Genomic DNA, 23,707 nt, shown 5'->3' with positions numbered 1-23,707 from the left:
ACGGGCTCAGAAGACGGTGCGGTAGCGAAGGTACACCACGCCGTTGCGGAACCTGCGCTCCTCCTGCAGTTCGAGGCGCAGGTTCAGGCCGTCCGGAAGGAACCGCAGTCCTCCTCCCACTGCTACCGGGTTAAGGAAGATTTGGCACTCGTCCACGAGGCCCGCCCGGAGCGCCGCGGCGGCCAGGGTGGCGCCGCCGATGCTGATGCTGCCGCCCGTGCTGGCCTTCAGTTGGCTCACGGCCGCGGGGTCGAAGGCCCGTTCCACGCGGGTGCGCGGGGTGGCGGGATGGGTTAGCGAAGCTGAGTAGACAACTTTGTCTGCCCCTTGCCAGATGCGGGCGAAGTCCTGGATCACCGGCGGATCATCGGGGCCGCCCATCGATTCCCAGACCGACATCACCTCGTACATGCGCCGCCCCAAAAGGTACGTTCCGGCGTCGCGCTCGAGATCGTTGACGAAGGCATGGACTTCTTCATCGGGAGCGCTCCAGTCAAAGTTGCCGCTGCTGTCCGCCACGTATCCGTCCAGGGAGGTGATGCCGGAGTAGATAAGCTGCGCCATGGGCCCATTCTGCCCGGGCCGGGGGTCTTTGGTAAGGGTTGCGGCTCCCGGGGCCCAGTTCCGGTCTATGGGCCGTTCGGTGCCGCCCTGTCCCGGACGACGAACTGTTGGGCCATGGTCCAGGCGTTGGTGACGGTCCAGTACACCAGGACGCCGATGGGGAAGAGGACCCCGCCCAAAGCGAACACTACCGGGAGGATGTACAGCAGCATCTTCTGCTGGCGCATGAACGGACTTTCCTCGGCCCCGGGCGGCACGTTCCTCGCCATCACTAGTTTTTGGGTAATGAACTGAGCTGCTGTCATGGCAAGGATCATCAGGAGGGTCAGCACTACGACGGCCACCTGATCACCGGCGCCGCCGTGCAGCACGGATGATGTCAGCGGGGCGCGGAAGATGCTGGATTGGTCGAACTGCAGCACCTGGTCATGACTCATCGCACCGATCCCCTCGCCTTGTCTTGCCCCGGTGCTGATGCCGGAAAGGACCTGGAACAGGGCGAAAAAGAACGGCACCTGGATCAGCATGGGCAGGCAGGCCGAGAAGGGGTTGGTTCCGTGCTTTTTGTACAACGCCATCTGCTCCTGCGCCATTGACTGGCGGGAAAGCGGGTCTGTTTTGCCGTGGTACTTTTCCTGCAGTGCCTTGAGGTCAGGCTGCAGGAGCCGCATCCGGCGTTGGGCGTCGAGCTGTTTCAGGAATACGGGAATCAGGGCGGCACGGATCACCAGCACCAGCCCGATGATGGACAGCGTCCACGTCCAGCCGCCCGCAGGCGGCATCCCGACGGCGCTCAACCCATCATGGAAGCCGATCATAATGACGGATACAAGCCACCTGAACGGAACCATGATCGCGTCAAAGTCCATGTGTTTCCCCATCCGTCAGATGCGGCAAAGCTACGGGGAAACAGTGGACTTGTCACGCTTTCGTGCCGTTAGGGCGGTGCACGGAGAAGGCTGTTTCCGCAGGGGCCGGGTCTCCTGGCCGGGCGATGGTCACCCGGCGGGGCGTCTTCCCGCCGCAGGGGAGGGCAGCCTGGGAGTTGGCGTTCTGCGGATTGAGTCGGCCGGTATCGAGGCCGTCCAAGTTGGCGAAGAGCATATCGACTCGAGTCTTGGCTTAGATACAAGAAAACCCCCGGACCCTTAGGGGTTCCGGGGGCTTAGCCTGTAGCGGTGGGGAGGCTCGATCTCCCGACCTCACGATTATGAGTCGTGCGCTCTAACCAACTGAGCTACACCGCCACGAATGAGAAAAACCTGTGTCAAGCCGGTCAAAACCGCCTTGACACAGGCCCTCATTCAGAGCCCCCCACCGGAATCGATCCGGTGACCTCGTTCTTACCAAGAACGCGCTCTACCACTGAGCTAGGGGGGCAACGAGTAAATACTCTACCGGAAGATTCCACCACCAACAAATCGGCGTCCGGGCAGGTCAGGAGACATAGAAACGGTGGCCCTGCAGCCCGCCGATGGGATAAAAACGCCGGGAAATCAAGGAAACCGGGCCCCTCAGCGGAGGCATGCGAACCATGGCGGGGCTCCCCTTTTGAGGGGCGCTCTGGTGAGTGTGTCCATCCCCACACTCACCACGAGTGTCTTATCCACCTCCGGAGTCCCCGGCCGCACGGTATCCCGTTGTTGTGGAAACCTTCCGGCGCTTAAAACGCCGATGGGCCGGCTCGAAAGCCGGCCCATCGGGGGTACGTGTCAGACTGGCTGACGGTTACCACTTGCCCTTGCGGTTGAAGTCGCGCTGGCCGCCCTCGTTGCCGTGGCGGGGCTTGCGGGAGCCGTCGCCGTGGCCGCCGAAGCGGGAGTCGCTGGCCTGGCCGCGGCTGGAACCGCTGTCAGCACTGAAGGAACGCTCGCTGTACGAACGGCCGCCACGGTCCGCAGAGGAACGCTCGCCGTCGTTCTTACGGAATTCCTTCTTGAAGCCGCCGTTGCCCTTGAAGTTGCCACCCCGGTCACCGCCACGGTCGCCGCCGCGGTTCCCCTGGTAGGCGCCACGCTCGCCGGAGGGCTTGCGGCCGTTGTCCAGCTCCAGGTGGATCAGCTCGCCGCCGATCCGGGTGCGGGACAGGGCACGCAGCTGCTCGGGGCTCAGGTCCGCCGGAAGCTCCACGAGGGAGTGGTCCGAGCGGATGTCGATGCCGCCGATCTGGGCCCGAGGAGATGCCGCCCTCGTTGGCAATGGCGCCCACGATGGAGCCGGGCATAACGCGCTGGCGGCGTCCCACGGCGATCCGGTAGGTGGCATTGCCCTCGGTGAGGGTGCGGGTCGGTCCACGTGAGCCGAAGCCGTCCTTGGACCGCTCGCGCTTCTGGAACTCGGGAGCTGCCGGCAGTTCCTTGACGAGCAGCGGCTGGCCGCCCTGGGCCATCACGGCAAGGGCTGCAGCGATTTCCGCGGCCGGAACGTTGTGCTCTTCCTCGTAGGAGGCGATGAGGTCGCGGAACGCCGAAACGTCCTCGGAGGCGAGGGTCTCCGTGATCTTTTCGGCGAACTTGCCCAGGCGCAGGGTGTTCACGGTCTCGGCAGTCGGCAGGTGCATCTGCTCCACCGGCTGGCGGGTTGCCTTCTCGATGGAACGCAGCAGGTACTTCTCCCGCGGCGTCATGAACAGGATGGCGTCGCCGGAACGGCCTGCACGGCCGGTGCGGCCGATGCGGTGGACGTAGGACTCGGTGTCGTGCGGGATGTCGTAGTTGATCACGTGGCTGATCCGCTCAACGTCAAGGCCACGGGCCGCGACGTCGGTAGCAACGAGGATGTCGATGCGGCCTTCCTTCAGCGCGTCGACAGTGCGCTCACGCTGCTGCTGCGGAATGTCGCCGTTGATCGCGGCGGCCTGGAAACCGCGGGCCTTCAGCTTGTCAGCCAGGTCCTCCGTGGCCATCTTGGTGCGCACGAAGGCGATAACGCCGTCGAACTCTTCCACCTCGAGGATGCGGGTCATGGCGTCAAGCTTGTGCGGGCCCATGACCTGCAGGTACCGCTGGCGGGTGTTGGCGCCGGTGGTGGTCTTGGACTTGACGGAGATCTCGGCCGGGTTATTCAGGTACTGCTTGGACATGCGGCGGATCTGGCTCGGCATGGTGGCTGAGAACAGTGCCACCTGGCGGTCCGAAGGCGTCTGCTGGAAGATCTGCTCCACGTCCTCGGCGAAGCCCATGCGCAGCATTTCGTCGGCCTCGTCCAGCACCAGGTACTGGAGTTCGGACAGGTCCAGGGAACCCTTGGAGATGTGGTCGATCACGCGGCCCGGGGTACCCACAACAACCTGGGCGCCGCGGCGAAGGCCGGCGAGCTGCGGGCCGTAAGCGGAGCCGCCGTACACGGGGAGGACGGTGAAGTCGTCGATGTGCTTGGCGTAGGAGGTGAAGGCCTCCGCAACCTGGAGCGCGAGCTCGCGGGTGGGAGCCAGCACCAGGGCCTGCGTCTTGCGGGACGGGCCGTTGAGGTCGTGGAGCTCGGCCAGGCGGGACAGTGCCGGTACTGCGAATGCTGCAGTCTTACCGGTGCCGGTCTGGGCGAGGCCCACAACGTCGCGGCCTTCAAGCAGCAGCGGGATGGTTGCTGCCTGGATGGGGGAAGGCTTTTCGTAGCCGACGTCCTGCAGGGCGGCGAGGACGCGGCCGTCGATGCCGAGGTCGGCGAACTTGATGCCCTCTTCGTCTTCCTCAGGGCTGGCCGCCGGAGCTTCCTCGGCCTTCACTGCGGGTACGGGGGCGGCTGCTGCAGCAGCTTCGTCTGCGGGGGCGGGCTCTGCTGCGGGGACAGCGGCCTCGGTGAATTCGACGGCGGCGGTTTCGGGGGTTGCCGCTTCGAAGGTGGCATCGTTTTGATTTTCGGGCATAGGAGAATATTCCTCATCCATAGGGGGCCAGGCGGCACTACCCGAGGTGAGCGGAGCCGCAGTACGTGTGCCGTGGGTGCCGGGCATACATTGACCGGCCGGTCACTTAGAAGTCCGGCGCTTTCGCAATCCCGTGGCAGGACTTCCCGCTGCATCTCTTGGCTGCTATCCCAGCAGTCTGTACAGCGTTTTCTTTAGCCGGCTCTCCCTATGAAAATGCCCGCTTCGCATTTGCGGGCCCCAACACTTGCCAGTCCTGCCTCAAAAATTGGGCAGGAATAAGGGATTTCCGGAGTGGGGGATATTTCAAGTGTAGGGCACGCACCTGCCCCAGGGGTAATTAAGGGCACGACGGCGGCGGTGAGCTTGCGCACACGGCTCCCCTGCCAGCACCTACTTAAGCAGTTACCGGCCCAGCTGCCGCTCCAGCTGTGCGAACTTCTGCCTGAACTCAGGCTGCTGCAGGCGGATCCCGCCGTCGGCCTCGGCGCCGAGCAATGCTTCCATGGACTCCCGGTCCGGCTCGCTGAACCACTTGCCCACAGTGACCCCGTGCCTGGGGACATACAGCCGGTGGATGAGGTCCCCAGGCCGGATGGCGCCAACACGGATCACCCGAAGGTACGCACCTACCCGGCCCTCGGCGGTGAACCTCTTAACGAACCGGGGCTCCCCCATCCTTCGCTGGAAGGTGGCACATGGGGTGCGCGGCGACGTCACCTCAACCTCCACGTCGAGCCCGATCTTCCAGCGCTCCCCAATAACGGCTTTGGTGGCGTCGAGCCCGCCGACGCGAAGGTTCTCCCCGAAGATTCCCGGCGGAAGCTCGCGCTCCAGCTCGCCTGCCCAAAAGTCGGCATCCACCTGCGAGTAGGCGTAGAGGGCCTGGTCCGGCCCGCCGTGGTGCACCCGGTTCGCCTGGATATCGCCCTGAAGGCCCAGCTTGTGCACCTTTACCGGTCCCTCCACCGCACGCTTGTCGATGGCGGTTACCCCCACGCTGGAGGCATCCGGCACGAGCTGGTGGACACGGCAGACGGCGAGCACAGAGGCGGTTTCCATGGCACCAGTGTAGGGGCGCAGAAGTGCGCTGCATCCACTAACTGACTGGCATTTTCCGTTGTCAACGCGCACTTTCGCGACGTTAAATGCGAGCCACTTAGGCCAGCTACGGCCTGCAGGGACTACGCTGATTCGAGGATTGCAATTGGGGGTGCAGCGCTGTGCCCAATTCACGTGGACAACTGAGGGGGACGCCATGGACCCGAATAAGGATCCGGAGCACGATCCAGCCAAGGGCGATGGCCAGCAGGCCCGCGCGCCGCGCGGGTCCGGTGCTGCACCGGACGAAACCCCCGGCCGGGACGCGCCCAAACCTCCCCCGTGGCAGGTTCCCAAGCCGGAGCTGCGCCCGGACCTCCTCAAGGAACCTGTCACCCCGGTGGACCCGTTCGCCCGCGACCGCGAACGGCAGCTCAATGAGGCCGCTGCCCATAAGAAGCGCTCCCAGCGGCGGACCGTCGTCGTGGGTTTGGGCGTAACAGCACTTCTCGCCGGCACCATCACAGCAATCGTGGCCAGCAACCAGGACGACCCCGAGTATGCGCAGGTATGTTTCAATGACGAAACCGGCGAGCGCGTGGAGGACGCCAGCTGTGACAGCTCCGCCGGCAGGGGCGGCGGCATTTACGCCTGGTACTTTTTCTCCCGCGGCTCGTTCGTCCCCGCCATCGGACAGAACCGCTCCACCGCACCCAACTACAGCAGGACCGTGCCCAGCGGAGCCAAAGCTTCCACGGGATACAGCAGACAGGGCGGCACTGTCAGCCGCGGCGGCTTCGGCACCAGCGCGAAAAGCGGTTCCGGCGGCGGCGGCAAAGTTTCGGGAGGATAGGCGTGAAGCGGAAGGTGAGCGAGCCCAGGCCCGGGTGGAAGCAGAAGATTGAAGAACAGGGCCTGGTGTTCTCCACCACCACGATGGATGACGGGCGGAAGATCGAGTACTGGAACGAGGCCGCGTACTACGAATTCACCATGGACGAGGTTGAGACCCTTGAGGTAACGGCGGAGGACATGCACAAGATGTGCCTGGAAGCCGCCCGGTTCCTGGCCACCGGGGCTATGGGGCACATCGGCATCGGCCCGCAGGCGCTGGAACTGGCCGCCGAGTCGCTCCAGGCCTCCGACGTGGACGTTTACGGCCGGTTTGACTTCATCTATGACGGTCAGGGCGGGCCGGCCAAGATGCTCGAGTACAACGCGGACACTCCCACCGGCCTGATTGAGGCAGCCGTGGCCCAATGGTTCTGGCTGCAGGACGTCTTCCCGGAGAAGGACCAGTGGAACGGCATCCACGAAGCGCTGATCCGGCAGTGGAAGAAGGTGCAGTACCGCACGGGAATGAGCACCCTGCACGTTGCGCACTCGGAAGTTGAGGAGTCCGGCGAGGACTGGATGACTGCCGCCTACATGCGGGATGTAGCCAGCCAGGCTGGGTGGACCACCATCGGCATCAATATGTCCGATATCGGCTGGGACCCTAATTTGAACCGCTTTGTGGACATGGACAACTTCATGATCAGCACCATGTTCAAGCTGTATCCGTGGGAGCTGATGATGAAGGAGCCGTTTGGGCACCGGCTGCTGGAGCGCGCCCACAACCCCCGCTGGGTGGAACCGGCCTGGAAGATGCTGCTCTCCAACAAGGCACTCCTCGCGGCACTGTGGCACCTGTACCCGGAGCACCCCAACCTGCTGCCGGCCTACCTCAACGAGCCGGGCCCGCTGAAGGAATGGGTGGCCAAGCCCCTGCACGGCCGCGAGGGCGACAACATCAGGATCCATGCCAAGGGCATCAACCTCGAGCAGCCCGGAGGGTACGGACGCGAAGGCTGGTGCTACCAGCAGTACCAACCGCTGCCCGATTTCGATGGCAACCACCCGGTCCTTGGCCTGTGGGTGGTGGACGGCGAATCCGTAGGCTGCGGAATCCGCGAATCGGACGGCCCCATCACCGATTACTTCTGCAGGTTCGTGCCCAACATCATTGACGCTGCTGCCCCGCTCTCGGCCGCGGCCCATTCAAGCAAAGCAGGTATCGCACTATGAGCCCGGTAACACTATGAGCACGGAAACCACGACGGCGGGGGGACCGGGCGGCGCGCCCGGCACCTCCGTTCCGCCCAAGGGCCTCCGCGCCGGCGTCCTGGACCTCGGCGACTCGGTCATGCTGGGTTTGGCATCAACGGCGCCGGTGTATTCGCTCGCGGCGACCCTGGGCCTCATTGTTGCGGTGAACGGGGACTACACTCCCCTGGTCCTGTTGCTGGGCTTCATCCCGGTCCTGTTCATCGCCTATGCCTTCCGCGAGCTCAACAGTGCCATCCCGGACTGCGGCACTACCTTCACCTGGTCCCGGCGGGCCTTCGGGCCATGGGCAGGATGGCTGGGCGGCTGGGGTGTTGCGCTTGCCGGCATCGTGGTGCTGGCCAATCTCGCGCAGGTGGCGGGCCAGTATCTCTGGCTCCTGGTGGGTGACGGCTCGCTGGCTGAGAACAAGGTGCTGGTCACCGCCACGGGTGTGCTGTTCATCGCCGTGATGACACTGGTGAATTACCGGGGAATCCGGCTGGGCGAACACGTCCAGCGGGTCCTGACCTACGTGCAGTACATTTCGCTCGGTATTTTCGCACTTGCCATTGTGGTGGGGATTGTCCGCGGTTCAGCCAGTGGCGACACAACAATCCAGTCCTTCGATTTTGAGTGGTTCAACCCTGTTGGTGCCTTCGCGGACCCCGGCGCCGTGGTGCACGGAGTGCTGCTGGCGCTCTTTATCTACTGGGGCTGGGACACCTGCCTGGCGGTCAACGAGGAAACCGAGAACCCTTCCACCACCCCGGGCCGGGGGGCCGTGATCTCCGCGTTCGTCCTGGTGGCCATCTATGTATCCGTTGCACTTCTGGTGATGATGTACGCCACCGTCGGCACTGACGGGATAGGCCTGGGCAATGAGGCCAACCAGGACGATGTATTCCTGGCCATGAAGGACGTGGTGCTGGGACCGTGGGGCTGGCTGATCGTCGTCGCGGTCCTGGCTTCGGTGTTGTCCTCCACCCAGACCACCATCCTGCCCACCGCCCGCGGAACCCTGTCCATGGGGGTCCATGGCGCGCTGCCCGCGAAGTTCGGCGAGGTGCACACGAAGAACCAGACGCCCGGATTCTCCACCCAGGTCATGGGTGCCGCGGCCATTGCCTATTACGTGGCCATGAGCTTCCTGAGCGAAAACCTGCTCTCGGACTCGATCAGCGCCATCAGCCTGTTCATCGCGTTCTATTACGCCCTCACCGGGTACGCCTGCTTCTGGTTCTTCCGGAAGACGCTGGGCGGGTCCGCACGCAGTCTGTGGTTCCGGGGCATCCTGCCGCTGGTAGGCGCGCTGCTGCTGACCGCTGCCTTCTTCATCTCGGCCGTGCAGATGTGGGACCCGGCGTACGGCGATACCCAGATTTTCGGCGTCGGCGGGGCATTCATCAGCGGCGTGGTGCTGCTGGCCCTGGGCGTGGTGCTCGCGGTGGTCTGCCGGTTCCTTCCCGCAACCCGCGGCTACTTCACCGGCGGACACCCAGCCGCCGCCGGGCAACCCCCCGTCCCCTCCCCCAAGTAGCCCGCAGATAGCGTCGCGAAACCACGTTTTCACTACGTTAACTACGAGCCAGGTGGGTGGATGGGCCGGAGGGTGGCCAGGGCGACAGCCCAGCTCAGGCCGAGAAGCCGCCATCGGACTTGATGAGCTGGCCGGAGACCCAGCGGCCGGCGGGTGAGAGCAGGAATGCCACCGTACCGGCGACGTCGGCAGGGGTGCCCATGCGGCCGGTGGGCTGGCGGGCCAGGACAGCTTCCCTGATCCCGTCATCCATCCAGCCCGTGTCCACCGGCCCCGGGTTCAGAACGTTCGCCGAGATTCCCAGCGGCCCCAGCTCGCGGGCGGCGGCAATCACGATCCTGTCCAGCGCCCCCTTTGAGGCGCCGTAGGGCAGGTTGAACGCTGTGTGGTCACTGGTCAGCGCAACGATCGCGCCGCCGTCGTCCGACGCCTGCCGCGCGAATGCGGCGATCAGTTGCCAGCTGGCCCGCGTGTTGACGGCGAAGTGGCGCTCGAAGGACTCCAGGCTGGTGTCCAGGATGCCGGAGTCCACCGATTCGGCGTGGCTGAGCACCATGCCCTGCAGCGGACCGGCCAGCCGCACCGCTTCAGCCAGCAACCGCTCCGGCGTTTCAGGGTCCTCCAAATTCGCGGGCAGGGAGTGCACGCGCGCGCCGATGGCTTCCAGCTCGGCGGTCAAACGGACGACGTCGTCCGGCTCGCTCCCCCACGGCATCCGGGCATCGTAGTCCTGCCAGTAAGCCAGGACCAGGTCCCAGCCTTCCGCTGCCAACTGGCGGGCGATGCCGGCGCCTATGCTGGCAAGCCTGCCGACGCCCGTGACCAGGGCGGCTTTGCGCGCACTTGCGGGTAATGGAGATTCCATCCGCCCAGCCTACTGGCGGAACGCGCTACGAAGCTGGCACCGGCTCCGCTTCCCGGGAGGCCGAATGCTTGCGGATGGTGGCGCTGATGACCGCTGCGATGGTGCACATGGCTGCCGCGCCGAACCAGGCATAGGTGTACTGGCCGGTGGCGTCCCTGATGGCACCGGCGCCCAGTGCTGCCGCGGCCGCTCCGAGCTGGTGGGCCGCAAACACCCAGCCGAACACCACGCTGCCGTCTGCGCCGAAGGTTTCCCGGCAGATGGCCGCCGTCGGGGGTACCGTGGCCACCCAGTCGAGGCCGTAAATCACCACAAAAAGGATCATGCTGGGCTGGACTTCGGCGCTCAGGAGCAGGGGAAGCACCAGCAGGCCGATCCCGCGGAACTGATAATAGACGGCGAGCAGGATCCGCGGGTTGAACCGGTCGGTCAGCCAGCCGGAGGCGATGGTGCCCACGATGTCGAAGATGCCGACGACGGCGAGCAGGCCGGCTGCGGTGGTTTCGGGCATGCCGTGGTCGTGCGCGGAGGGTATGAAGTGGGTGCCGATCAGGCCGTTGGTGGTGGCTCCGCAGATCGCGAACCCTGCCGCCAACGCCCAGAAGGTGCGGATACGGCTTGCCCTCTTCAGGACCTGCAGTGCACGCACCGCGGCATTGGTGCGGGGTCCGCTGTCCGGCGCGGCCGCCTGGACGGTGGCTCCGGCGGCGGGCGGCTCGGCCCCGTAAGGCAGCACGCCGGCCTCGGCCGGAGAGTTCTTGAGGAACTTCAGCACCAGCGGAACAACTGCCAGAGCCCCCACGGCAATCAGCAGGGACGCCTGCCGCCACCCCGGATCCTGTGCCAGCATGGCGATGAACGGCAGGAAGACCAGCTGCCCGGCCGCGCTGCCAGCCGTCAGGATGCCGATCACCAGGCCCCGGCTCTTCACGAACCAGGTGTTGGCAATGGTGGCGGCGAAAACCAGTGCCATGGATCCGGTGCCGATCCCGATCAACAGACCCCAGGTCAGCAGGATCTGCCAGGACTGGTTCACCAGTACGGTGAGGGCGCTGCCCAGACCGATCAGCACCAGCGCCGTTGCCGTGACCTTCCGGATGCCGAACCGCTCCATCAGCGCAGCCGCGAAGGGTGCCGTCAGCCCGAAGAGAACCAGGTTGATGCTGACGGCCCCGGACAAAACGGTGGTGGACCAGCCGAACTCCTGCTGCAGCGGCACCATCAGGACCCCCGGCGCCGCACGGAAACCGGCGGCGCCCACCAATGCAAGGAAGGCAACAGCCGCAACCACCCAGGCGGGGTGCAGGCGCCTGGGCCGCCGGGGTGCGGGGGCGGGCACGACGGCGGCAGCCGGGCTTTGGGAGGGACGGCCGGCTTCCGGGAGGGTTCCCTCGACGGTCTGATCCGCGCTCATGCTGCTGCTCCCGTGGAAGGCGTGGCGGTGGCAAGCGCCACGGGCGCCTTGGTCCTTGTTTGGCTGTGCCAGCTCGTGTTGGCGGCGGTCAGCCGTTCACCGCACCCGGTGCAGGTATCCGCCGAGCTGGTTCGCTGCCCGCAGCCGGAGTGGATAACGTACATGTGCGCCTGCTCCGAGGGAGCCGGCAGGTGTTTCTCCGCCCAGATGGTGACCGCATTCAGCACCGGGAGGGCGTCCTCACCCTTGGGTGTGAGGACGTACTCGCTCCGGGTGCGGCCGCCGTCGTCGTAGGCCCGTTTGGTCAGCAGCCCGGACTCCACCAGGCCGGCCAGGCGCTTGGTGAGCACGGAGTCGGCCACTTCCAGCCGGGCCTTCATGGCGTCGAAGCGGCCGTTCCCGAAGAACACCTCCCGGAGCACCAGGATGGACCAGGGATCGCCAAGGATATCCAGGCCGCGGGCCATGCTGCAGTTGCGCCGGGACCAGTCCGATCGGAGTGCCATACCGGCACCCTAGCTGACTCTCTTGAAGAAAGCCAGCATCCCGGACGACCTCAGGGGATGGAGGAGAATGCCTGGTCCAGGTCGGCCACCAGGTCCTCCACGTCCTCGATGCCGCAGGACAGGCGGAGCAGGTTCACCGGAACAGCCAGTTCCGTACCCTTGACGGACGCATGGGTCATCTCGGACGGGTAGTTCATCAGCGATTCGATGCCGCCCAGGGACTCCGCCAGGGTGAACACGGAGGTGGATTCGGCCACCTTCCGGGCGGCCGCTTCGCCACCCTTGAACTGTACCGAAACCATGCCCCCGAAGCTCCGCATCTGTTTCCTGGCCAACTCGTGGCCGGGGTGGGACGGCAGCCCCGGGTAGAGGACGGCTTCAACCTCGGGTCGTTCCAGCAGCCATTCCGCTACGGCCTGGCCGTTAAGGCTGTGCCGGTCCATCCGCACACCCAGCGTCTTCAGGCCGCGGGTGGTGAGGAAGGCATCCATCGGACCCGAGACGGCACCCACAGCGAACTGTACAAAGCCGATCTTTTCGGCCAGTTCGGCATCCTTGACCACAACGGCCCCGCCCACCACGTCCGAGTGCCCGCCGATGTACTTGGTGGTGGAGTGCACCACGATGTCGGCACCGAGTGCCAGCGGCGTCTGCAGGTAGGGCGAAGCGAAGGTGTTGTCCACCACCAGGAGGGCGCCGGCGTCGTGCGCCACCGCGGCAAGGGCCTCGATGTCCGTGATCTTCATCAGCGGGTTGGAGGGCGTTTCCACCCAGACGAAGCGGGTTTTGTTGGCGGCGACGGCTTTGGTGACGGCGTCGAGGTCGGCCATGTCCACGGGCGTGTTGCCTATCCCCCAGCCGCCGAGCACCCGGCTGATCAGGCGGTAGGTGCCGCCATAGGCGTCGTTGCCCAGCACAATGTGGTCACCGGGCCGGGTCAGGGCGCGGATGAGGGAGTCCTCGGCCGCGAGTCCTGAGCTGAAGCTGTAGGCGTGGCTGCCGCCTTCCAGCGCAGCGAGCTGTTCCTGCAGCGCGTCACGGGTGGGGTTGCCGCCGCGGCCGTATTCATAGCCGTCGCGGAGCCCGCCGATGCCGTCCTGCGCGTAGGTGGAGCTGAAGTGCAGCGGCGGCACAACGGCACCGGTGCGGGGTTCAAAAGCCTGGCCGGCGTGTACGGCGCGGGTGTTGAACCCCTGGTTGTTCGATACGGACATGATGCTCCTTCAGGGCGGTGTTGCTGTCAGTTGCTGAGGTAGGCCAGGAGGTCGTGCCGGGTGAGGATGCCCACTGGCGCGCCCACGAACGTAACCATCACGGTGTCCACGTCCGAGAGCAGCTCCCGGGCCGCCGAGATGGTTTCGAGCGAACCGATGACAGGCAGCTTGGGGCCCATGTGCTCGGAAATCTTGTCTGTCAGCTTGGCTTCGCCGCGGAACAGCTTGGCCGTAAGGGTGCGCTCATCCACCGCGCCGAGCACTTCGCCCATCACCACCGGCGGCTCCTGGGACAGGACCGGGATGTGGCTGACGCCGAACTCGTTCATGATGTTGATGACATCGCGGACGGACTCGTTGGGGTGGATGTGCACCAGGTCCGGCAGTTCGCCGTTCTTCGAACTGATCACCTCGCCCACCGAGGTCTCTTCACCGCCCGAGAGGAAGCCGTAGGACCGCATCCACTGATCGTTGAAAATTTTGGCCAGGTAGCCACGGCCTGAGTCAGGAAGAATGACGACGACGACGGCGGACTCCGGCAGGTCCCGCGCCACCTGCAGCGCGGCCACCACAGCCATGCCTGAGGATCCGCCCACCAGCAGGCCCTCCTCGCGGGCGAGGCGGCGGGTCATGGCGAACGAAATCGGCGTCAGTGACGGCGATGACCTGGTCCGGGACGGACTTGTCGTAGTTCGCCGGCCACATGTCCTCCCCCACGCCTTCAACAAAGTAGGGGCGTCCGGTGCCGCCCGAGTAGACCGAACCTTCAGGGTCCGCGCCGATGATCCGGACCACCCCGCCGTCGGACGCCGGCCTGCCCGCCGAAGCTTCCTTGAGGAAGCGGCCGGTGCCGGTGATGGTGCCGCCGGTGCCCGCGCCGATGACGCAGTGGGTGACCATGCCGTCGGTGTCCCGCCAGATCTCCGGGCCGGTGGTCAGGTAGTGGCTGCCGGGTGCTGCGGGGTTGGAGAACTGGTCCGGCTTGTACGAACCCGGCGTCTCACGGACCAGCCGGTCCGAGACGCCGTAGTAGCTTTGCGGGCTGTCCGGCGGGACGGCAGTGGGCGTCACCACCACTTCGGCACCGTAGGCTTCCAGGACGGCCCGCTTGTCCTCGCCCACCTTGTCCGGCACCACAAAGATGCACTTGTAGCCCTTTTGCTGGGCCACCAGTGCCAGCCCGACACCTGTGTTGCCGGACGTGGGCTCAATGATGGTGCCGCCGGGCTGCAGTTTGCCGTCCCGCTCCGCGTCCTCAACCATCTTGGCCGCGATGCGGTCCTTGATGGATCCGCCGGGGTTCAGGTACTCCAGCTTGACCAGGACTGTGGCTTTGATGCCCTCCGTCACGTGGTTGAGCTTGATGAGCGGGGTATTGCCGATGAGGTCCAGGACGGACTGGGCGTACTTCATGTGTACAAAGCTACCGCTTTCGCCAGCGCAATCCCCTACCCGGCGGCCTGCGCCTGCTGGTCAGCGGGAAGGTTTTCCCAAAGGCCCATCACGTTGCCTTCGGTGTCCTTGAAATATGCGAAGGAGCCCATCCCCGGGATGGTTTCCTTCGGCCTCACCACGGCACCGCCCAAAGACTCCACCGTCTTCAGCGTGGCCTCGATGTCCTCCACGTCCACGGTGAGGACGGGGTTGGACAGGTCCGCCTCCCGGGCCATCATGCCGCCGTTGATGGCACCCGCTTCTGTGGGTTGTCCCGTGGACTCGTCCATGGGCGTGGTGACCACCATGTTGTAGTCCATGCCCGGCACGGGATCGATGCGCCAGCCGAGGGCCTCCTTGTAGAAGCTCCTGGCCCGCTCCTGATCGTCCGCGGGGATTTCGAAATGCACTACTCCACCCATCGTTTCCTCCTGGTCTTTCGAGCCTTCGGGCACGGCCTTTCCGCACCCCAGGCAGGATTCTAGTCCCCGGATGCCCGTGGGATAAGGCCCGGTGGAACCGCCGCCGTTCCAGCCCTGCGGGGTGCTTTGTCACCCCGCCGTGGGACGATGGTTGCATGACGATCGCAGAGGCACCCGCGCGGCTGGCAGCCGCCGCGGATGCCTCGCTCCGGTGGTATCCGGGCGGCCCTTATGACCTGGCTCGGACCCTTGGCCCGCTCCTGCGCGGCAACAGCGATCCGTCCTTCAGTGTCCAGGGCAGCGCCATCTGGCATGCCTTCACCACCGGGGAGGGACCGGCCACCGTGCGCTTGACTCCGGCCGGCAGTTCTGAGCTGGAGCCCCGCGTGGACGTGCAGGCGTGGGGCCCCGGTTCCGCCGCGGCCATCGGATCGGTCCCGCGGCTCCTGGGGGCGGAGGATGACTGGCAGGGCTTTGACGAGCCTGCGTTCCATGCCACGCTCCCCCGCATGGTGCAGGACGCCCGACGGCGGAGCCTGGCCCTGCGGCTTCCGTCCAGCGGGCGCATCCTCGACCAACTCGTGCCAATCATCCTGGAACAAAAAGTGACAGTGATCGAGGCACGCCGGGCCTACCGGTACCTTCTGCACCGCTACGGCTCCCATGCACCCCAGGCCGGATCCCTGGCTCCTGCCGGGCTGCTGCTGGCACCCACGGCGGCCCGGTGGCTGCAGGTTCCCAGCTGGGAGTGGCACAGGGCGGGAGTGGGGCCGCAGCGCTCCGCGACGGTCATGCGCGCACTGCGCTCCGCCGTCGCGCTTGAACGGCTGGCAGCGCTGCCGGCCCTTGAGGCGGCGGCGAAAATGCAGACCATCCCGGGCATCGGCATCTGGACGGCGGCGGAGGTGGTGCAGCGCACCCACGGCTGCCCGGACTCCATCTCGGTGGGCGACTACCACCTCGCCGCGTACGTAGGCGCTGCGCTGACGGGACAGCGGACGGACGATGCCGGCATGCTCCGCCTGCTCGCTCCGTGGCAAGGGCACCGCCAGCGCGTGGTCCGGATGATCCAGAGCAGCGGCTTCCGCAAACCCACCTTCGGCCCGCGGATGACCATCCAGGACCACCGCCGGCACTGACGCGCCGAGGCGGGGTCACTTTTGACCAAAGAACCCGTTTATCCTGCCGGAAGTGCCCCGCGTTGCCGTAGTCAGAGCCCCAGCCTGGCCACGGCTTCCTCCCGCATCTCCACCTTGCGGATCTTCCCGGAGACGGTCATGGGGAAGGTGGCACGGACGTCCACATAGCGGGGGATCTTGTAATGGGCCAGCTCGCCGCGGCAGAACTCGGCAACGGCGTCTGCGTCCAGCGGTTCCGCACCGGGTGAGAGGATGATGCAGGCCATCAACTCCTCCCCGTAACGGGAATCGGGGACCCCGATGACCTGCACGTCCTGGATGGACGGGTGGGTGTAGAGGAACTCCTCGATCTCCCGCGGATAAATGTTCTCGCCGCCCCGGATCACCATGTCCTTCAGGCGGCCTTCGATGACCACGTAGCCTTCCTCGTCCATCCGGGCCAGGTCGCCGGTGTGCATCCAGCCGTCCGGGTCAATGGCCTCCGCGGTCTTGTCCGGCTGGTTCCAGTACCCTTCCATCACCGCATAACCGCGCGTGCATAGTTCCCCAATCTGCCCGCGGTCCAGCACCTCGCCCGAGGCCGGATCCACAATTTTGCTTTCCAGGTGCGGCATGGTGCGTCCCACGGTTTCCGTGCGGTGCTGCAGGCTGTCGCCGTTCCGGGTCATGGTGGACACCGGAGACGTCTCGGTCATGCCGTAGCAGATGGCCACGTCCCGCATGTTCATGTCCGAAATAACGCGTCTCATCACCTCGATGGGACAGAGCGACCCAGCCATCACGCCTGTGCGCAAGGTGGACAGGTCATAGGAGGCAAAGTCCGGCAGCGCGAGCTCGGCGATGAACATGGTGGGCACGCCGTACAGGGACGTGCCGCCAAAGTCCTGCACCGCTTCCAGCGCAGCAGCCGGGTTGAAGCCGCGGCTTGGGATGATCGTCGCTGCCCCGTGGCTCAAGGCGTTGAGGTTGCCGATCACCATGCCGAAGCAGTGGTAGAACGGCACCGGAATCACCACCCGGTCGTGCTCTGTGTAGTGGAGCAGTTCCCCTATCGAGTAGCCGTTGTTGAGGACGTTGTGGTGGGTCAGCGTGGCGCCTTTGGGAAAGCCTGTGGTCCCGGAGGTGTACTGCAGGTTGACGGGATCGTGCGGGCTGAGTTCAGCCATGCGGGTTCGCAGCCCTGAATGCCCGACGTCGTCCGCCCGCCTCAGCAGCTCGGCGTACGTCAGCTCCGCGTCGCTAAGCGGGACGCCGGCGTCGAGCCCCTCCCCGCCGGGGCCTTCTCGGCCCGGCTCCTCCCCGCCGGGGCTTTCCCCGCCCGGCGCTGGCAGGAACACTAGCTCGCGCAGGTCCGGGCACTCCGCGAGCACCCGCCGGGCCATGCCCACGTAATCGCTGTTCCGGTCCGAAGGGGCCGTGACCAGCATCCGCATGCTGTTTTGGTTCACCACGAACTCGAGTTCGTGGCTGCGGTAGGCGGGATTGACGTTGACGAGGACGGCGCCGGCCTTCGCCGTGGCGTACTGCAGCAGCGTCCACTCGGCGCAGTTCGGGCTCCAGATCCCCACACGGTCACCCTTGGCGATGCCCAGGGCGAGCAGCGCACGGGCCAGCCGGTCGACGTCGTCATTCATCTTGGTGTAGCTCCACCGCCGCGCGTCGGTACCCGGCACCGGGGCCGCCTCGATCAGCGCATCGTGGAACGGGAACCTGGCCACCACCCGCTCAAAGTTCGCGCCGATGGTTTCCTCGAGAAGCGGAACGTCAGTGTCCCCGGCTGTGTAAGCACGCATGATGGCACGCTACCAAGCAGCTACCGGCAAAAGAAGCACAAGGGGGCGCAACAGTCCACGCGGCGGCAGTCAACAGCAACGGGGGTGCGGGCAACGGCCGGTATTGTGAAATCCATGAGTTCACCCATTGACCTGCAGGCAACGTTCATCCCCAACGACGGCGAGTTTTACCGTGTGAAGCTGGCCCTCGAAATCGCCATCGATGAGGTGGTGAACGAGCCCGGCTGCATCCGTTATGAGCTCACCGAAGCCACGGAGGAGAAACTGGTCCTCACCGAGCAGTGGGCGTCGGAGGAGGACCTGGCCAAGCACTCCAAGGGCATCGCGGTGCAGGACCTGAACGAATCCCTGAGCGCGCTGCTGGCCGAGCCCGTCAAGCTGGAACGGCTCTGACGCCCGGCCCGTAATACCGGTTACAAAGAAGCAGCGCCCTCCATGCGGAGGGCGCTGCTTCGAAGTTTAAGGAATGGTTACGCGTCGGGAATCTGCGTGCCGTCCTGCGGGCCCGCTGCGGCAGCGCCTTCTTCCCGCTGGCGCGCCACGTGGGCGTGGACCTCGTCCATGTCCAGTGCCTTGACAGCGTCAACCACCTGTTCGAGCTGCTGCGAGTTCAGGGCGCCCGGCTGTGAGAACACCAGCACCTTTTCGCGGAACGCCATCAGGGTGGGAATGGAGGAGATGCCCGCCTCGGCGGCGAGCTGCTGCTCAGCTTCCGTGTCCACCTTGGTGAAGAGGACGTCAGGATGCTTCTCCGAAACGGTGGAGTATGTGGGTCCGAACTGCTTGCAGGGGCCACACCATTCTGCCCAAAAATCCACCAGGACAATGTCGTTGCCCTCGATGGTCGATGCAAACTGTTCACCAGTGATATCAACGGTAGCCATGTGTCCACGGTACGCGTGGAGACGCGGGATGTCGCGGGCCGGAGGCGTTTGTTCGCTCCACGCGTCATCGGGAATAACCTGCCCGCCCACAGATACAGCGGGATCAACGGTGCTCTTTCCGGGAGTCCTCACCATTGCTGCTGCCCGGGCACGCGGCCGCTAGCCCCAGACGTGCGGCGCTGGCTTCCGGCTGCCGGGAAGGGCGCTGGATGCGCGCCACTCGTGGACCCAGTCAGGAAGCACCAGGTCCGCGGGTGGCTGGCCGAACTCCCGCAGGATATCCTCCTGGCTGACCGGCCGGCCTCGGTGGACCAGGCGGGTGGCGATGTGCGCGCGGGCGTAGATCTCGCCGTCGGCCACCATGCGCTGCTCGAAGTAGATGGCCTTGGCGTCCAGGCCAATGATGCGGGTTTCGACGGTGTACTGCTGCCACAGCTGGAGGGACTTCCGGAAAGCGATGGTTTCCGCGGCGACCACCGGACCCCAGCCACGGCGGCGCATCCGCTTCCACACCCCGCTCCGGGCCATCAGGTCGAACCGGCCCAGGTCCAGCAGGGAAAGGTACATTCCGTTATTGACGTGCATGGCGATGTCGATGTCCGTGGGCAGCACCCGCAGCGGCAGCGACGAACTGTCCCAGACTGTCAGCGGCGGGCGGCGGGAAGAGGTGAACAGCAGCAGGAGGGTTCGCAGAAGCAGGTGCATCGGACCATGTTACCTGTCGGTAACATGGAGCGGGATCAGTGCGCCGAACCTGGCCGGCCCGTCCACGTAGGATTTGCTGCATGACCCAACAACGCTACCGGGACCTGGCGGACTGGCCGCTCACGATGACTGCGCTCATCTTCCTGGCAGCGTATGCGTGGCAGGTGATCGGCCGCCTTGAAGGCAGCGGGGCGTTTTGGCTGGAAGCAGTCATGTGGGCCACCTGGGGCATTTTTGCCGTGGACTACATAGCTAATTTGTGGCTGGCGGTGACAAGAGCAGCTGGTTCTTCCGAAACCTGCATGAACTGCTGATTGTGGCCCTGCCGTTCTTTCGGCCGTTGCGCCTGCTACGGCTGGTGACACTGTTGTCCGTACTGCACCGGACGCTCGGGGACACGCTCCGGGGCCGCGTGGTCACGTACGTGGCGGGGTCTGCCACAATGCTGGTGTTTGTGGGTGCCCTCGCCGTCCTTGACGTTGAACAGTCAGTCCCGGACGCCAAAATCATCACCTTCGGCGACGCGCTGTGGTGGGCCATGACCACCATCACCACCGTCGGCTACGGGGACATGTATCCCGTGACGCCCATTGGGCGGATGGTGGCGGCCGCCCTCATGATGAGCGGAATTGCCGTCCTGGGCGTGGTTACAGCCTCCATCGCTTCCTGGCTGGTCCAGCGTGTGGAGGACACCGCTGAAGCGGCGGCCGATGCCGAGGAGCCGGTCCGTGCCGAGTTGGTGGAACTGGTGGCGGAGATGGTTTCGCTTCGCAACGAAATCGCCGAGCTCAGGGACCAGCACAGCCGCTAGTCCATGTCTTCCGCGCTAAGTAGCGGGTAGCTTGCCGGTGCGTAGCTGGGCCGGAACCCTCAAGTACCGGGCCAAAAATATTCGGGTAATCCCTACTGGTGCCGGCGCCGTGCCGATTTCCTAGACTCGGGATTCCTAGGACCCAACATGTGCTGGCCTGTTCACCGGATGGCTTCCGGGCGGCAGTGCCTTTCGCGGAGCTTCCGTATCTTCTGGGTATGCGGACGCCTCCATCATGTGCCGATGGCGGCCCGGTCTGAATCGGGGCCGCCGGCGCATCACACCGCGTCCGTCCCGCTTTCGCTTGTTGCGCCTGCAGCTGCCCGGCTGGGACCGAACCCCGATGGGCTACCCATGAACTTTGAAGCCACAGATCCACCAATCCACAGTGTCGCCACCAATGTCCCCCAGTCAGGCCTGACAGCCGGCCTGCCCACTATCAGCAACAAGTTATGGGCCGGCATGGCCACCGTCGCCGTGGTGGCGGCCGTGGGAGTCGGGGCGCTGGCTGGACCGGCCACCTCCCTGTTGCAGGGTACGACGGCGGCTGCTCCCGTTGCTGAGGCGGCCCCCGAAGCAGGGGCCGGCGTTGGCGCCGCGGGCCAGGATGCCTCCGGCGGTGATTCCGGCACCCCATCCGGTGCTGGCCAGCAGCGGGCGCCCGCAGCTGCACCTGCGGCCGCGCCGCCTGCTGCGGAAAAACCGGCGAAGGCACCACCCGCCGTCGAGCCCGCACCCGCCCCTAAGCCACCTTCCGCAGCACCGGCTGCGGACTCCAATCGCTACACCGTGGTGCCCGGGGACACAGTAGGTGCCATTGCGGGCAGGTTTGGGGTGGACATGAACGCGATGCTCTCAGCCAATGGGCTAAGTGCCTTCAGCGTGATCGTTCCGGGACAGACGCTGCTGCTGACCGGTCCAGCCGTAGCCGGAGCCGAGGCTGCACCTGTCCCCGCGAGCGCTCCTGCGCCGGCACCGGCGGCACCGGCGCCCGCTCCGGCCCCTGCTCCCGCTCCTGCTCCCGCCGCGGTTCCGGCCGCTCCCGCAATCCGAACCATTTACGTAGCCGGTGCCGGCGGGCAGTCCATGGTGGACGCCTGCATCGGACCCATCCACTACACGCCCAACGACGGCTACTCGCTTTTCATCACCGAACACGACTTCTGCGGTGGCTGGGCACGCTTCTCCGGAATCGGAGTGGGTGAGAGAGTCAGCATCCCGGGTTATGGAACCTACACGGCAACGGCCAGGGGCCAGGTACCCAACCCGGGAACCACCAACGACGTCATCGCAGCCTTCGGCGGTTTCCCGCGGGCAATCCTGCAGACCTGCATCCCCGGCACCAACCAGATGCTCCTGATCGCGCTGAACTGAGGATGCTGAACCGGGCCGGGCTGAACCGGGCCGGGCTGAACCGGGCCGGGTTGGACCAAGCCAGTTGGACCGGCTGGCTGGCTGCAACTGGTTCCTAAGCTTGTCCGCGGCTCCTAACCTTTAAGGCGGGGAGCCGCGGACAAGGCCATGCACGCACACGAAGTAACGCCACGGAGCGGACTCCGTGGCGTTGGTTTGCGGGGAATCCGCTAGGAAAGCTTTGCCTAGGCGTTCATCCGTTTGCGTTCCGAGATGTGCTCCACGAGCTCACCTACACGTTGTTCGGAGTAGTTGCGGGCAATGTCTCCCTGGCTGATGATGCCTACCAGCTTGTAATCGGCGATGACGGGAAGCCGCCGGACCTGGTGGCTCTCCATCATCTCGATGGCGGCGTCCACGTTCGCATCGGCGTCAATCCAGAATGGCTTGCCCGAGGCGAGGTCACGGGCCATCATTTCGCGCGGATCACGTCCGGCGGCTACGCACTTGAGCACGATGTCGCGGTCGGTGATCATGCCCCTCAACTTGCCGTCGTCACCACAGATCGGCAACGATCCGCAGTCCAGATCCAGCATCATCCGGGCGGCATCGGCAAGGGACTGGTTTTCCTTAATACACTGTGCGTCCGTAGTCATGAATTCACGTACGGCACTCATTGGTCCTCCTTTATCGATTCTTTGATCGACGCAGGGCATCGGGGCACGTGCGCCGATGGTGCCAGCCTACGCCCGGCCGGGGCCGGTGTCGACGACGGTTTGCCTGCCCTTCGGGGCGTTTCAAAGGGGCCTGGAAACACGAAAAAGCCTCCGGAACCATGTGGTTCCGGAGGCTTTCACTTGGGTGGCAGATGAGGGATTCGAACCCCCGTAGGCGTTGCCAGCTGATTTACAGTCAGCCCCCTTTGGCCGCTCGGGTAATCTGCCGAACTTCAAAAGAAGATCACCCCCGGCTGCAGTCCGTGGAACGTCCGTTTCCGGGCCGTTCCGCTTCCAGTAACCGCGGGCAAGACAACTTTACAGAACTTCCGCCGAAGAATCGAATCGGCGCATTCAGGCGCGGAATGGCGCGGATTTCAGGCTGACGCACCTTCACTACGAAGCGCTTCCGGACGGGTCAGGCTTCGCCCAGGATCCGCCCGGCCAGGCGGGCTTCGAACCTCAATGCCTGCTCCTCGGTGATCTGGTTCAGCTGGACGGCGCGGAGCAGGTCCTCGCTGACGCCCTCCATCCGGGAGGCGGCATCCGCCACCGGACTGAAGATGATGGAGGCTGCCACCGCCGCTGCCGCGACTGATGTTGCTGCTGTTGCCACTGCACCGGCTGCTGCCGAGGTGGTTTGCGAGACATATCGGACGGCCCTGCGGTGCATGGTGTTCCTTTCGTGCAGCTTCCAACTCCTTCAACTCTGCCCGGACCTCCTTCGTTCCCCCGGAGCGTCCGCTGAGAGGGAACTGTGAATACCGCTCCCCCTCACCAGGAGCATCCGTATTAGGCTTGAATCCAGCCACCCAAGCCCGGTCCGAGGACAGGGCTCCCACCAGCACAAGGAGAGTCATGGCAGGCGAGTCAACGTTCGACGTCGTAAGCAAAGTGGACAAGCAGGAAGTGGCAAACGCCCTCAACCAGGCACAGAAGGAACTTGCCCAGCGCTACGACTTCAAGGGTGTCGGCGCAGAGGTGGATTTCAGCGGCGAGAAAATCCTGATGAAGGCCAACTCCGAGGAGCGCGTCCTGGCGGTACTGGACGTGCTGCAGTCAAAACTGATCCGCCGCGGCATCTCGCTGAAGTCGCTGGACACCGGTGAGCCCTACGCCTCCGGCAAGGAGTTCCGCCTCGAGGCCTCCATCAAGGAAGGCATCGCCCAGGACCTGGCGAAGAAGATCAACAAGCTGATCCGCGACGAAGCGCCCAAGTCCGTGAAGTCCCAAATCCAGGGCGATGAACTGCGCGTGACCTCCAAATCCCGCGACGACCTGCAGGCCACCATGGCGCTGCTGAAGGACTTTGACGAGGCCGACCTGCAGTTCGTGAACTTCCGCAGCTAGCAGCCC

20 protein-coding genes, 3 tRNA genes and 4 pseudogenes are annotated in these 23,707 nt (G+C 65.3%); 8 read left to right on the top strand and 19 right to left on the bottom strand.

Annotated elements, in window-relative coordinates:
• Nucleotides 1-6: 6 nt before the first annotated feature.
• The 7 genes and pseudogenes from QFZ70_RS04555 to QFZ70_RS04525 form a co-directional block, all read right to left on the bottom strand.
• On the bottom strand, nt 7-564 hold the full coding sequence (locus QFZ70_RS04555; RefSeq protein WP_307094297.1) for a dihydrofolate reductase family protein: 558 nt from the start codon (nt 562-564) through the stop codon (nt 7-9).
• A gap of 68 nt (nt 565-632) precedes the next feature.
• Nucleotides 633-1,433, bottom strand: a pseudogene (yidC, locus tag QFZ70_RS04550) (membrane protein insertase YidC); the annotation flags it as partial.
• A gap of 52 nt (nt 1,434-1,485) precedes the next feature.
• Nucleotides 1,486-1,668, bottom strand: a complete 183-nt coding sequence (locus QFZ70_RS04545) for a hypothetical protein (RefSeq protein WP_307094295.1) — start codon at nt 1,666-1,668, stop codon at nt 1,486-1,488.
• A 69-nt stretch (nt 1,669-1,737) separates the two neighbouring features.
• Nucleotides 1,738-1,811, bottom strand: a tRNA-Met gene (locus tag QFZ70_RS04540).
• A gap of 61 nt (nt 1,812-1,872) precedes the next feature.
• Nucleotides 1,873-1,944: transfer RNA gene (locus QFZ70_RS04535), tRNA-Thr, on the bottom strand.
• 348 nt (nt 1,945-2,292) lie between these two features.
• A pseudogene (locus tag QFZ70_RS04530) lies at nt 2,293-4,429 on the bottom strand (DEAD/DEAH box helicase).
• Nucleotides 4,430-4,834: 405 nt separating this feature from the next.
• Entirely contained in the window at nt 4,835-5,491 is a 657-nt protein-coding gene (locus QFZ70_RS04525; RefSeq protein ID WP_307094294.1) for an MOSC domain-containing protein, read from the bottom strand.
• Nucleotides 5,492-5,687: 196 nt separating this feature from the next.
• Here QFZ70_RS04525 and QFZ70_RS04520 point away from each other — a divergent pair, with 196 nt between their 5' ends.
• Genes QFZ70_RS04520 through QFZ70_RS04510 form a run of 3 tightly spaced genes read left to right on the top strand, consistent with a single transcriptional unit; the run spans nt 5,688 to nt 9,095 of the window.
• Nucleotides 5,688-6,323 carry a Tat pathway signal protein gene (locus tag QFZ70_RS04520; RefSeq protein WP_307094293.1) on the top strand — a complete coding sequence of 212 codons (636 nt, stop codon included), beginning with the start codon at nt 5,688-5,690 and terminating at the stop codon, nt 6,321-6,323.
• A 2-nt stretch (nt 6,324-6,325) separates the two neighbouring features.
• Complete coding sequence (locus tag QFZ70_RS04515) at nt 6,326-7,537, top strand: glutathionylspermidine synthase family protein (RefSeq protein WP_307094292.1); 1,212 nt, start codon at nt 6,326-6,328, stop codon at nt 7,535-7,537.
• A gap of 13 nt (nt 7,538-7,550) precedes the next feature.
• Complete coding sequence (locus tag QFZ70_RS04510) at nt 7,551-9,095, top strand: APC family permease (RefSeq protein WP_307094291.1); 1,545 nt, start codon at nt 7,551-7,553, stop codon at nt 9,093-9,095.
• A 94-nt stretch (nt 9,096-9,189) separates the two neighbouring features.
• On the opposite strand, the gene QFZ70_RS04505 is transcribed toward QFZ70_RS04510, so the two are convergent.
• From QFZ70_RS04505 to QFZ70_RS04480, 6 genes and pseudogenes are all read right to left on the bottom strand, one after another.
• Nucleotides 9,190-9,960 carry an SDR family oxidoreductase gene (locus QFZ70_RS04505; protein ID WP_307094290.1) on the bottom strand — a complete coding sequence of 257 codons (771 nt, stop codon included), beginning with the start codon at nt 9,958-9,960 and terminating at the stop codon, nt 9,190-9,192.
• A 25-nt stretch (nt 9,961-9,985) separates the two neighbouring features.
• Complete coding sequence (locus QFZ70_RS04500; protein ID WP_307094289.1) at nt 9,986-11,374, bottom strand: MFS transporter; 1,389 nt, start codon at nt 11,372-11,374, stop codon at nt 9,986-9,988.
• Nucleotides 11,371-11,880, bottom strand: coding sequence for a helix-turn-helix domain-containing protein (locus tag QFZ70_RS04495; RefSeq protein WP_307094288.1), 510 nt, complete (start codon nt 11,878-11,880; stop codon nt 11,371-11,373). The genes QFZ70_RS04500 and QFZ70_RS04495 overlap by 4 nt, the downstream gene beginning before the upstream one ends.
• Nucleotides 11,881-11,930: 50 nt before the next feature.
• Nucleotides 11,931-13,094: a cystathionine gamma-synthase gene (locus tag QFZ70_RS04490; RefSeq protein WP_307094287.1), complete on the bottom strand. Its 1,164-nt coding sequence runs from the start codon at nt 13,092-13,094 to the stop codon at nt 11,931-11,933.
• Between the two features lie 26 nt (nt 13,095-13,120).
• Nucleotides 13,121-14,507: pseudogene (locus QFZ70_RS04485) on the bottom strand (cystathionine beta-synthase).
• Between the two features lie 35 nt (nt 14,508-14,542).
• On the bottom strand, nt 14,543-14,950 hold the full coding sequence (locus tag QFZ70_RS04480) for a VOC family protein (RefSeq protein WP_307094286.1): 408 nt from the start codon (nt 14,948-14,950) through the stop codon (nt 14,543-14,545).
• 155 nt (nt 14,951-15,105) lie between these two features.
• Between QFZ70_RS04480 and QFZ70_RS04475 the strand changes: the two genes are divergently transcribed.
• Entirely contained in the window at nt 15,106-16,089 is a 984-nt protein-coding gene (locus QFZ70_RS04475; protein ID WP_307094285.1) for a DNA-3-methyladenine glycosylase, read from the top strand.
• 71 nt (nt 16,090-16,160) lie between these two features.
• On the opposite strand, the gene QFZ70_RS04470 is transcribed toward QFZ70_RS04475, so the two are convergent.
• A complete protein-coding gene (locus tag QFZ70_RS04470) occupies nt 16,161-17,882 on the bottom strand; it encodes an AMP-binding protein (protein ID WP_307094284.1) in 1,722 nt (573 codons plus the stop codon).
• Nucleotides 17,883-17,996: 114 nt separating this feature from the next.
• Here QFZ70_RS04470 and QFZ70_RS04465 point away from each other — a divergent pair, with 114 nt between their 5' ends.
• A complete protein-coding gene (locus QFZ70_RS04465) occupies nt 17,997-18,275 on the top strand; it encodes a putative quinol monooxygenase (RefSeq protein WP_104042608.1) in 279 nt (92 codons plus the stop codon).
• A gap of 77 nt (nt 18,276-18,352) precedes the next feature.
• On the opposite strand, the gene QFZ70_RS04460 is transcribed toward QFZ70_RS04465, so the two are convergent.
• Together QFZ70_RS04460 and QFZ70_RS04455 are read right to left on the bottom strand one after the other, a co-directional pair.
• Entirely contained in the window at nt 18,353-18,766 is a 414-nt protein-coding gene (locus QFZ70_RS04460; protein WP_307094283.1) for a co-chaperone YbbN, read from the bottom strand.
• Between the two features lie 159 nt (nt 18,767-18,925).
• Nucleotides 18,926-19,471, bottom strand: a complete 546-nt coding sequence (locus tag QFZ70_RS04455; RefSeq protein WP_307094282.1) for a thioesterase family protein — start codon at nt 19,469-19,471, stop codon at nt 18,926-18,928.
• A gap of 80 nt (nt 19,472-19,551) precedes the next feature.
• On the opposite strand from QFZ70_RS04455, the pseudogene QFZ70_RS04450 reads away from it, so the two are divergent.
• A pseudogene (locus tag QFZ70_RS04450) lies at nt 19,552-20,282 on the top strand (potassium channel family protein).
• Nucleotides 20,283-20,636: 354 nt separating this feature from the next.
• Nucleotides 20,637-21,656 carry a LysM domain-containing protein gene (locus tag QFZ70_RS04445; protein WP_307094281.1) on the top strand — a complete coding sequence of 340 codons (1,020 nt, stop codon included), beginning with the start codon at nt 20,637-20,639 and terminating at the stop codon, nt 21,654-21,656.
• Between the two features lie 224 nt (nt 21,657-21,880).
• Here QFZ70_RS04445 and QFZ70_RS04440 read toward each other — a convergent pair whose 3' ends face one another.
• The 3 genes from QFZ70_RS04440 to QFZ70_RS04430 form a co-directional block, all read right to left on the bottom strand.
• Nucleotides 21,881-22,312 (bottom strand): CBS domain-containing protein, encoded by a 432-nt coding sequence (locus QFZ70_RS04440; RefSeq protein ID WP_307094280.1) that lies wholly within the window; start codon nt 22,310-22,312, stop codon nt 21,881-21,883.
• Between the two features lie 185 nt (nt 22,313-22,497).
• Nucleotides 22,498-22,579, bottom strand: a tRNA-Tyr gene (locus QFZ70_RS04435).
• Nucleotides 22,580-22,769: 190 nt separating this feature from the next.
• Nucleotides 22,770-23,024, bottom strand: coding sequence for a hypothetical protein (locus QFZ70_RS04430; protein ID WP_307094279.1), 255 nt, complete (start codon nt 23,022-23,024; stop codon nt 22,770-22,772).
• 185 nt (nt 23,025-23,209) lie between these two features.
• On the opposite strand from QFZ70_RS04430, the gene QFZ70_RS04425 reads away from it, so the two are divergent.
• Nucleotides 23,210-23,701, top strand: coding sequence for a YajQ family cyclic di-GMP-binding protein (locus QFZ70_RS04425; RefSeq protein ID WP_050054209.1), 492 nt, complete (start codon nt 23,210-23,212; stop codon nt 23,699-23,701).
• Nucleotides 23,702-23,707 lie beyond the last annotated feature (6 nt).

The organism is Arthrobacter sp. V1I9, assembly GCF_030817075.1.
In the GTDB taxonomy this organism is placed as follows: Bacteria; Actinomycetota; Actinomycetes; order Actinomycetales; family Micrococcaceae; genus Arthrobacter.
This window is presented reverse-complemented; position numbering and strand designations above follow the sequence as displayed.

Bases quoted from the DNA above. Each gene is read 5' to 3' on its own strand.
- QFZ70_RS04545 (WP_307094295.1), bottom strand. From the start codon at position 1,668: ATGCTCTTCGCCAACTTGGACGGCCTCGATACCGGCCGACTCAATCCG.
- QFZ70_RS04500 (WP_307094289.1), bottom strand. From the start codon at position 11,374: ATGAGCGCGGATCAGACCGTCGAGGGAACCCTCCCGGAAGCCGGCCGT.
- QFZ70_RS04520 (WP_307094293.1), top strand. From the start codon at position 5,688: ATGGACCCGAATAAGGATCCGGAGCACGATCCAGCCAAGGGCGATGGC.
- QFZ70_RS04495 (WP_307094288.1), bottom strand. From the start codon at position 11,880: ATGGCACTCCGATCGGACTGGTCCCGGCGCAACTGCAGCATGGCCCGC.
- QFZ70_RS04440 (WP_307094280.1), bottom strand. From the start codon at position 22,312: ATGAGTGCCGTACGTGAATTCATGACTACGGACGCACAGTGTATTAAG.
- QFZ70_RS04425 (WP_050054209.1), top strand. From the start codon at position 23,210: ATGGCAGGCGAGTCAACGTTCGACGTCGTAAGCAAAGTGGACAAGCAG.
- QFZ70_RS04480 (WP_307094286.1), bottom strand. From the start codon at position 14,950: ATGGGTGGAGTAGTGCATTTCGAAATCCCCGCGGACGATCAGGAGCGG.
- QFZ70_RS04465 (WP_104042608.1), top strand. From the start codon at position 17,997: ATGAGTTCACCCATTGACCTGCAGGCAACGTTCATCCCCAACGACGGC.
- QFZ70_RS04510 (WP_307094291.1), top strand. From the start codon at position 7,551: ATGAGCACGGAAACCACGACGGCGGGGGGACCGGGCGGCGCGCCCGGC.
- QFZ70_RS04470 (WP_307094284.1), bottom strand. From the start codon at position 17,882: ATGCGTGCTTACACAGCCGGGGACACTGACGTTCCGCTTCTCGAGGAA.
- QFZ70_RS04525 (WP_307094294.1), bottom strand. From the start codon at position 5,491: ATGGAAACCGCCTCTGTGCTCGCCGTCTGCCGTGTCCACCAGCTCGTG.
- QFZ70_RS04430 (WP_307094279.1), bottom strand. From the start codon at position 23,024: ATGCACCGCAGGGCCGTCCGATATGTCTCGCAAACCACCTCGGCAGCA.
- QFZ70_RS04505 (WP_307094290.1), bottom strand. From the start codon at position 9,960: ATGGAATCTCCATTACCCGCAAGTGCGCGCAAAGCCGCCCTGGTCACG.
- QFZ70_RS04460 (WP_307094283.1), bottom strand. From the start codon at position 18,766: ATGGCTACCGTTGATATCACTGGTGAACAGTTTGCATCGACCATCGAG.
- QFZ70_RS04490 (WP_307094287.1), bottom strand. From the start codon at position 13,094: ATGTCCGTATCGAACAACCAGGGGTTCAACACCCGCGCCGTACACGCC.
- QFZ70_RS04445 (WP_307094281.1), top strand. From the start codon at position 20,637: ATGAACTTTGAAGCCACAGATCCACCAATCCACAGTGTCGCCACCAAT.
- QFZ70_RS04455 (WP_307094282.1), bottom strand. From the start codon at position 19,471: ATGCACCTGCTTCTGCGAACCCTCCTGCTGCTGTTCACCTCTTCCCGC.
- QFZ70_RS04555 (WP_307094297.1), bottom strand. From the start codon at position 564: ATGGCGCAGCTTATCTACTCCGGCATCACCTCCCTGGACGGATACGTG.
- QFZ70_RS04475 (WP_307094285.1), top strand. From the start codon at position 15,106: ATGACGATCGCAGAGGCACCCGCGCGGCTGGCAGCCGCCGCGGATGCC.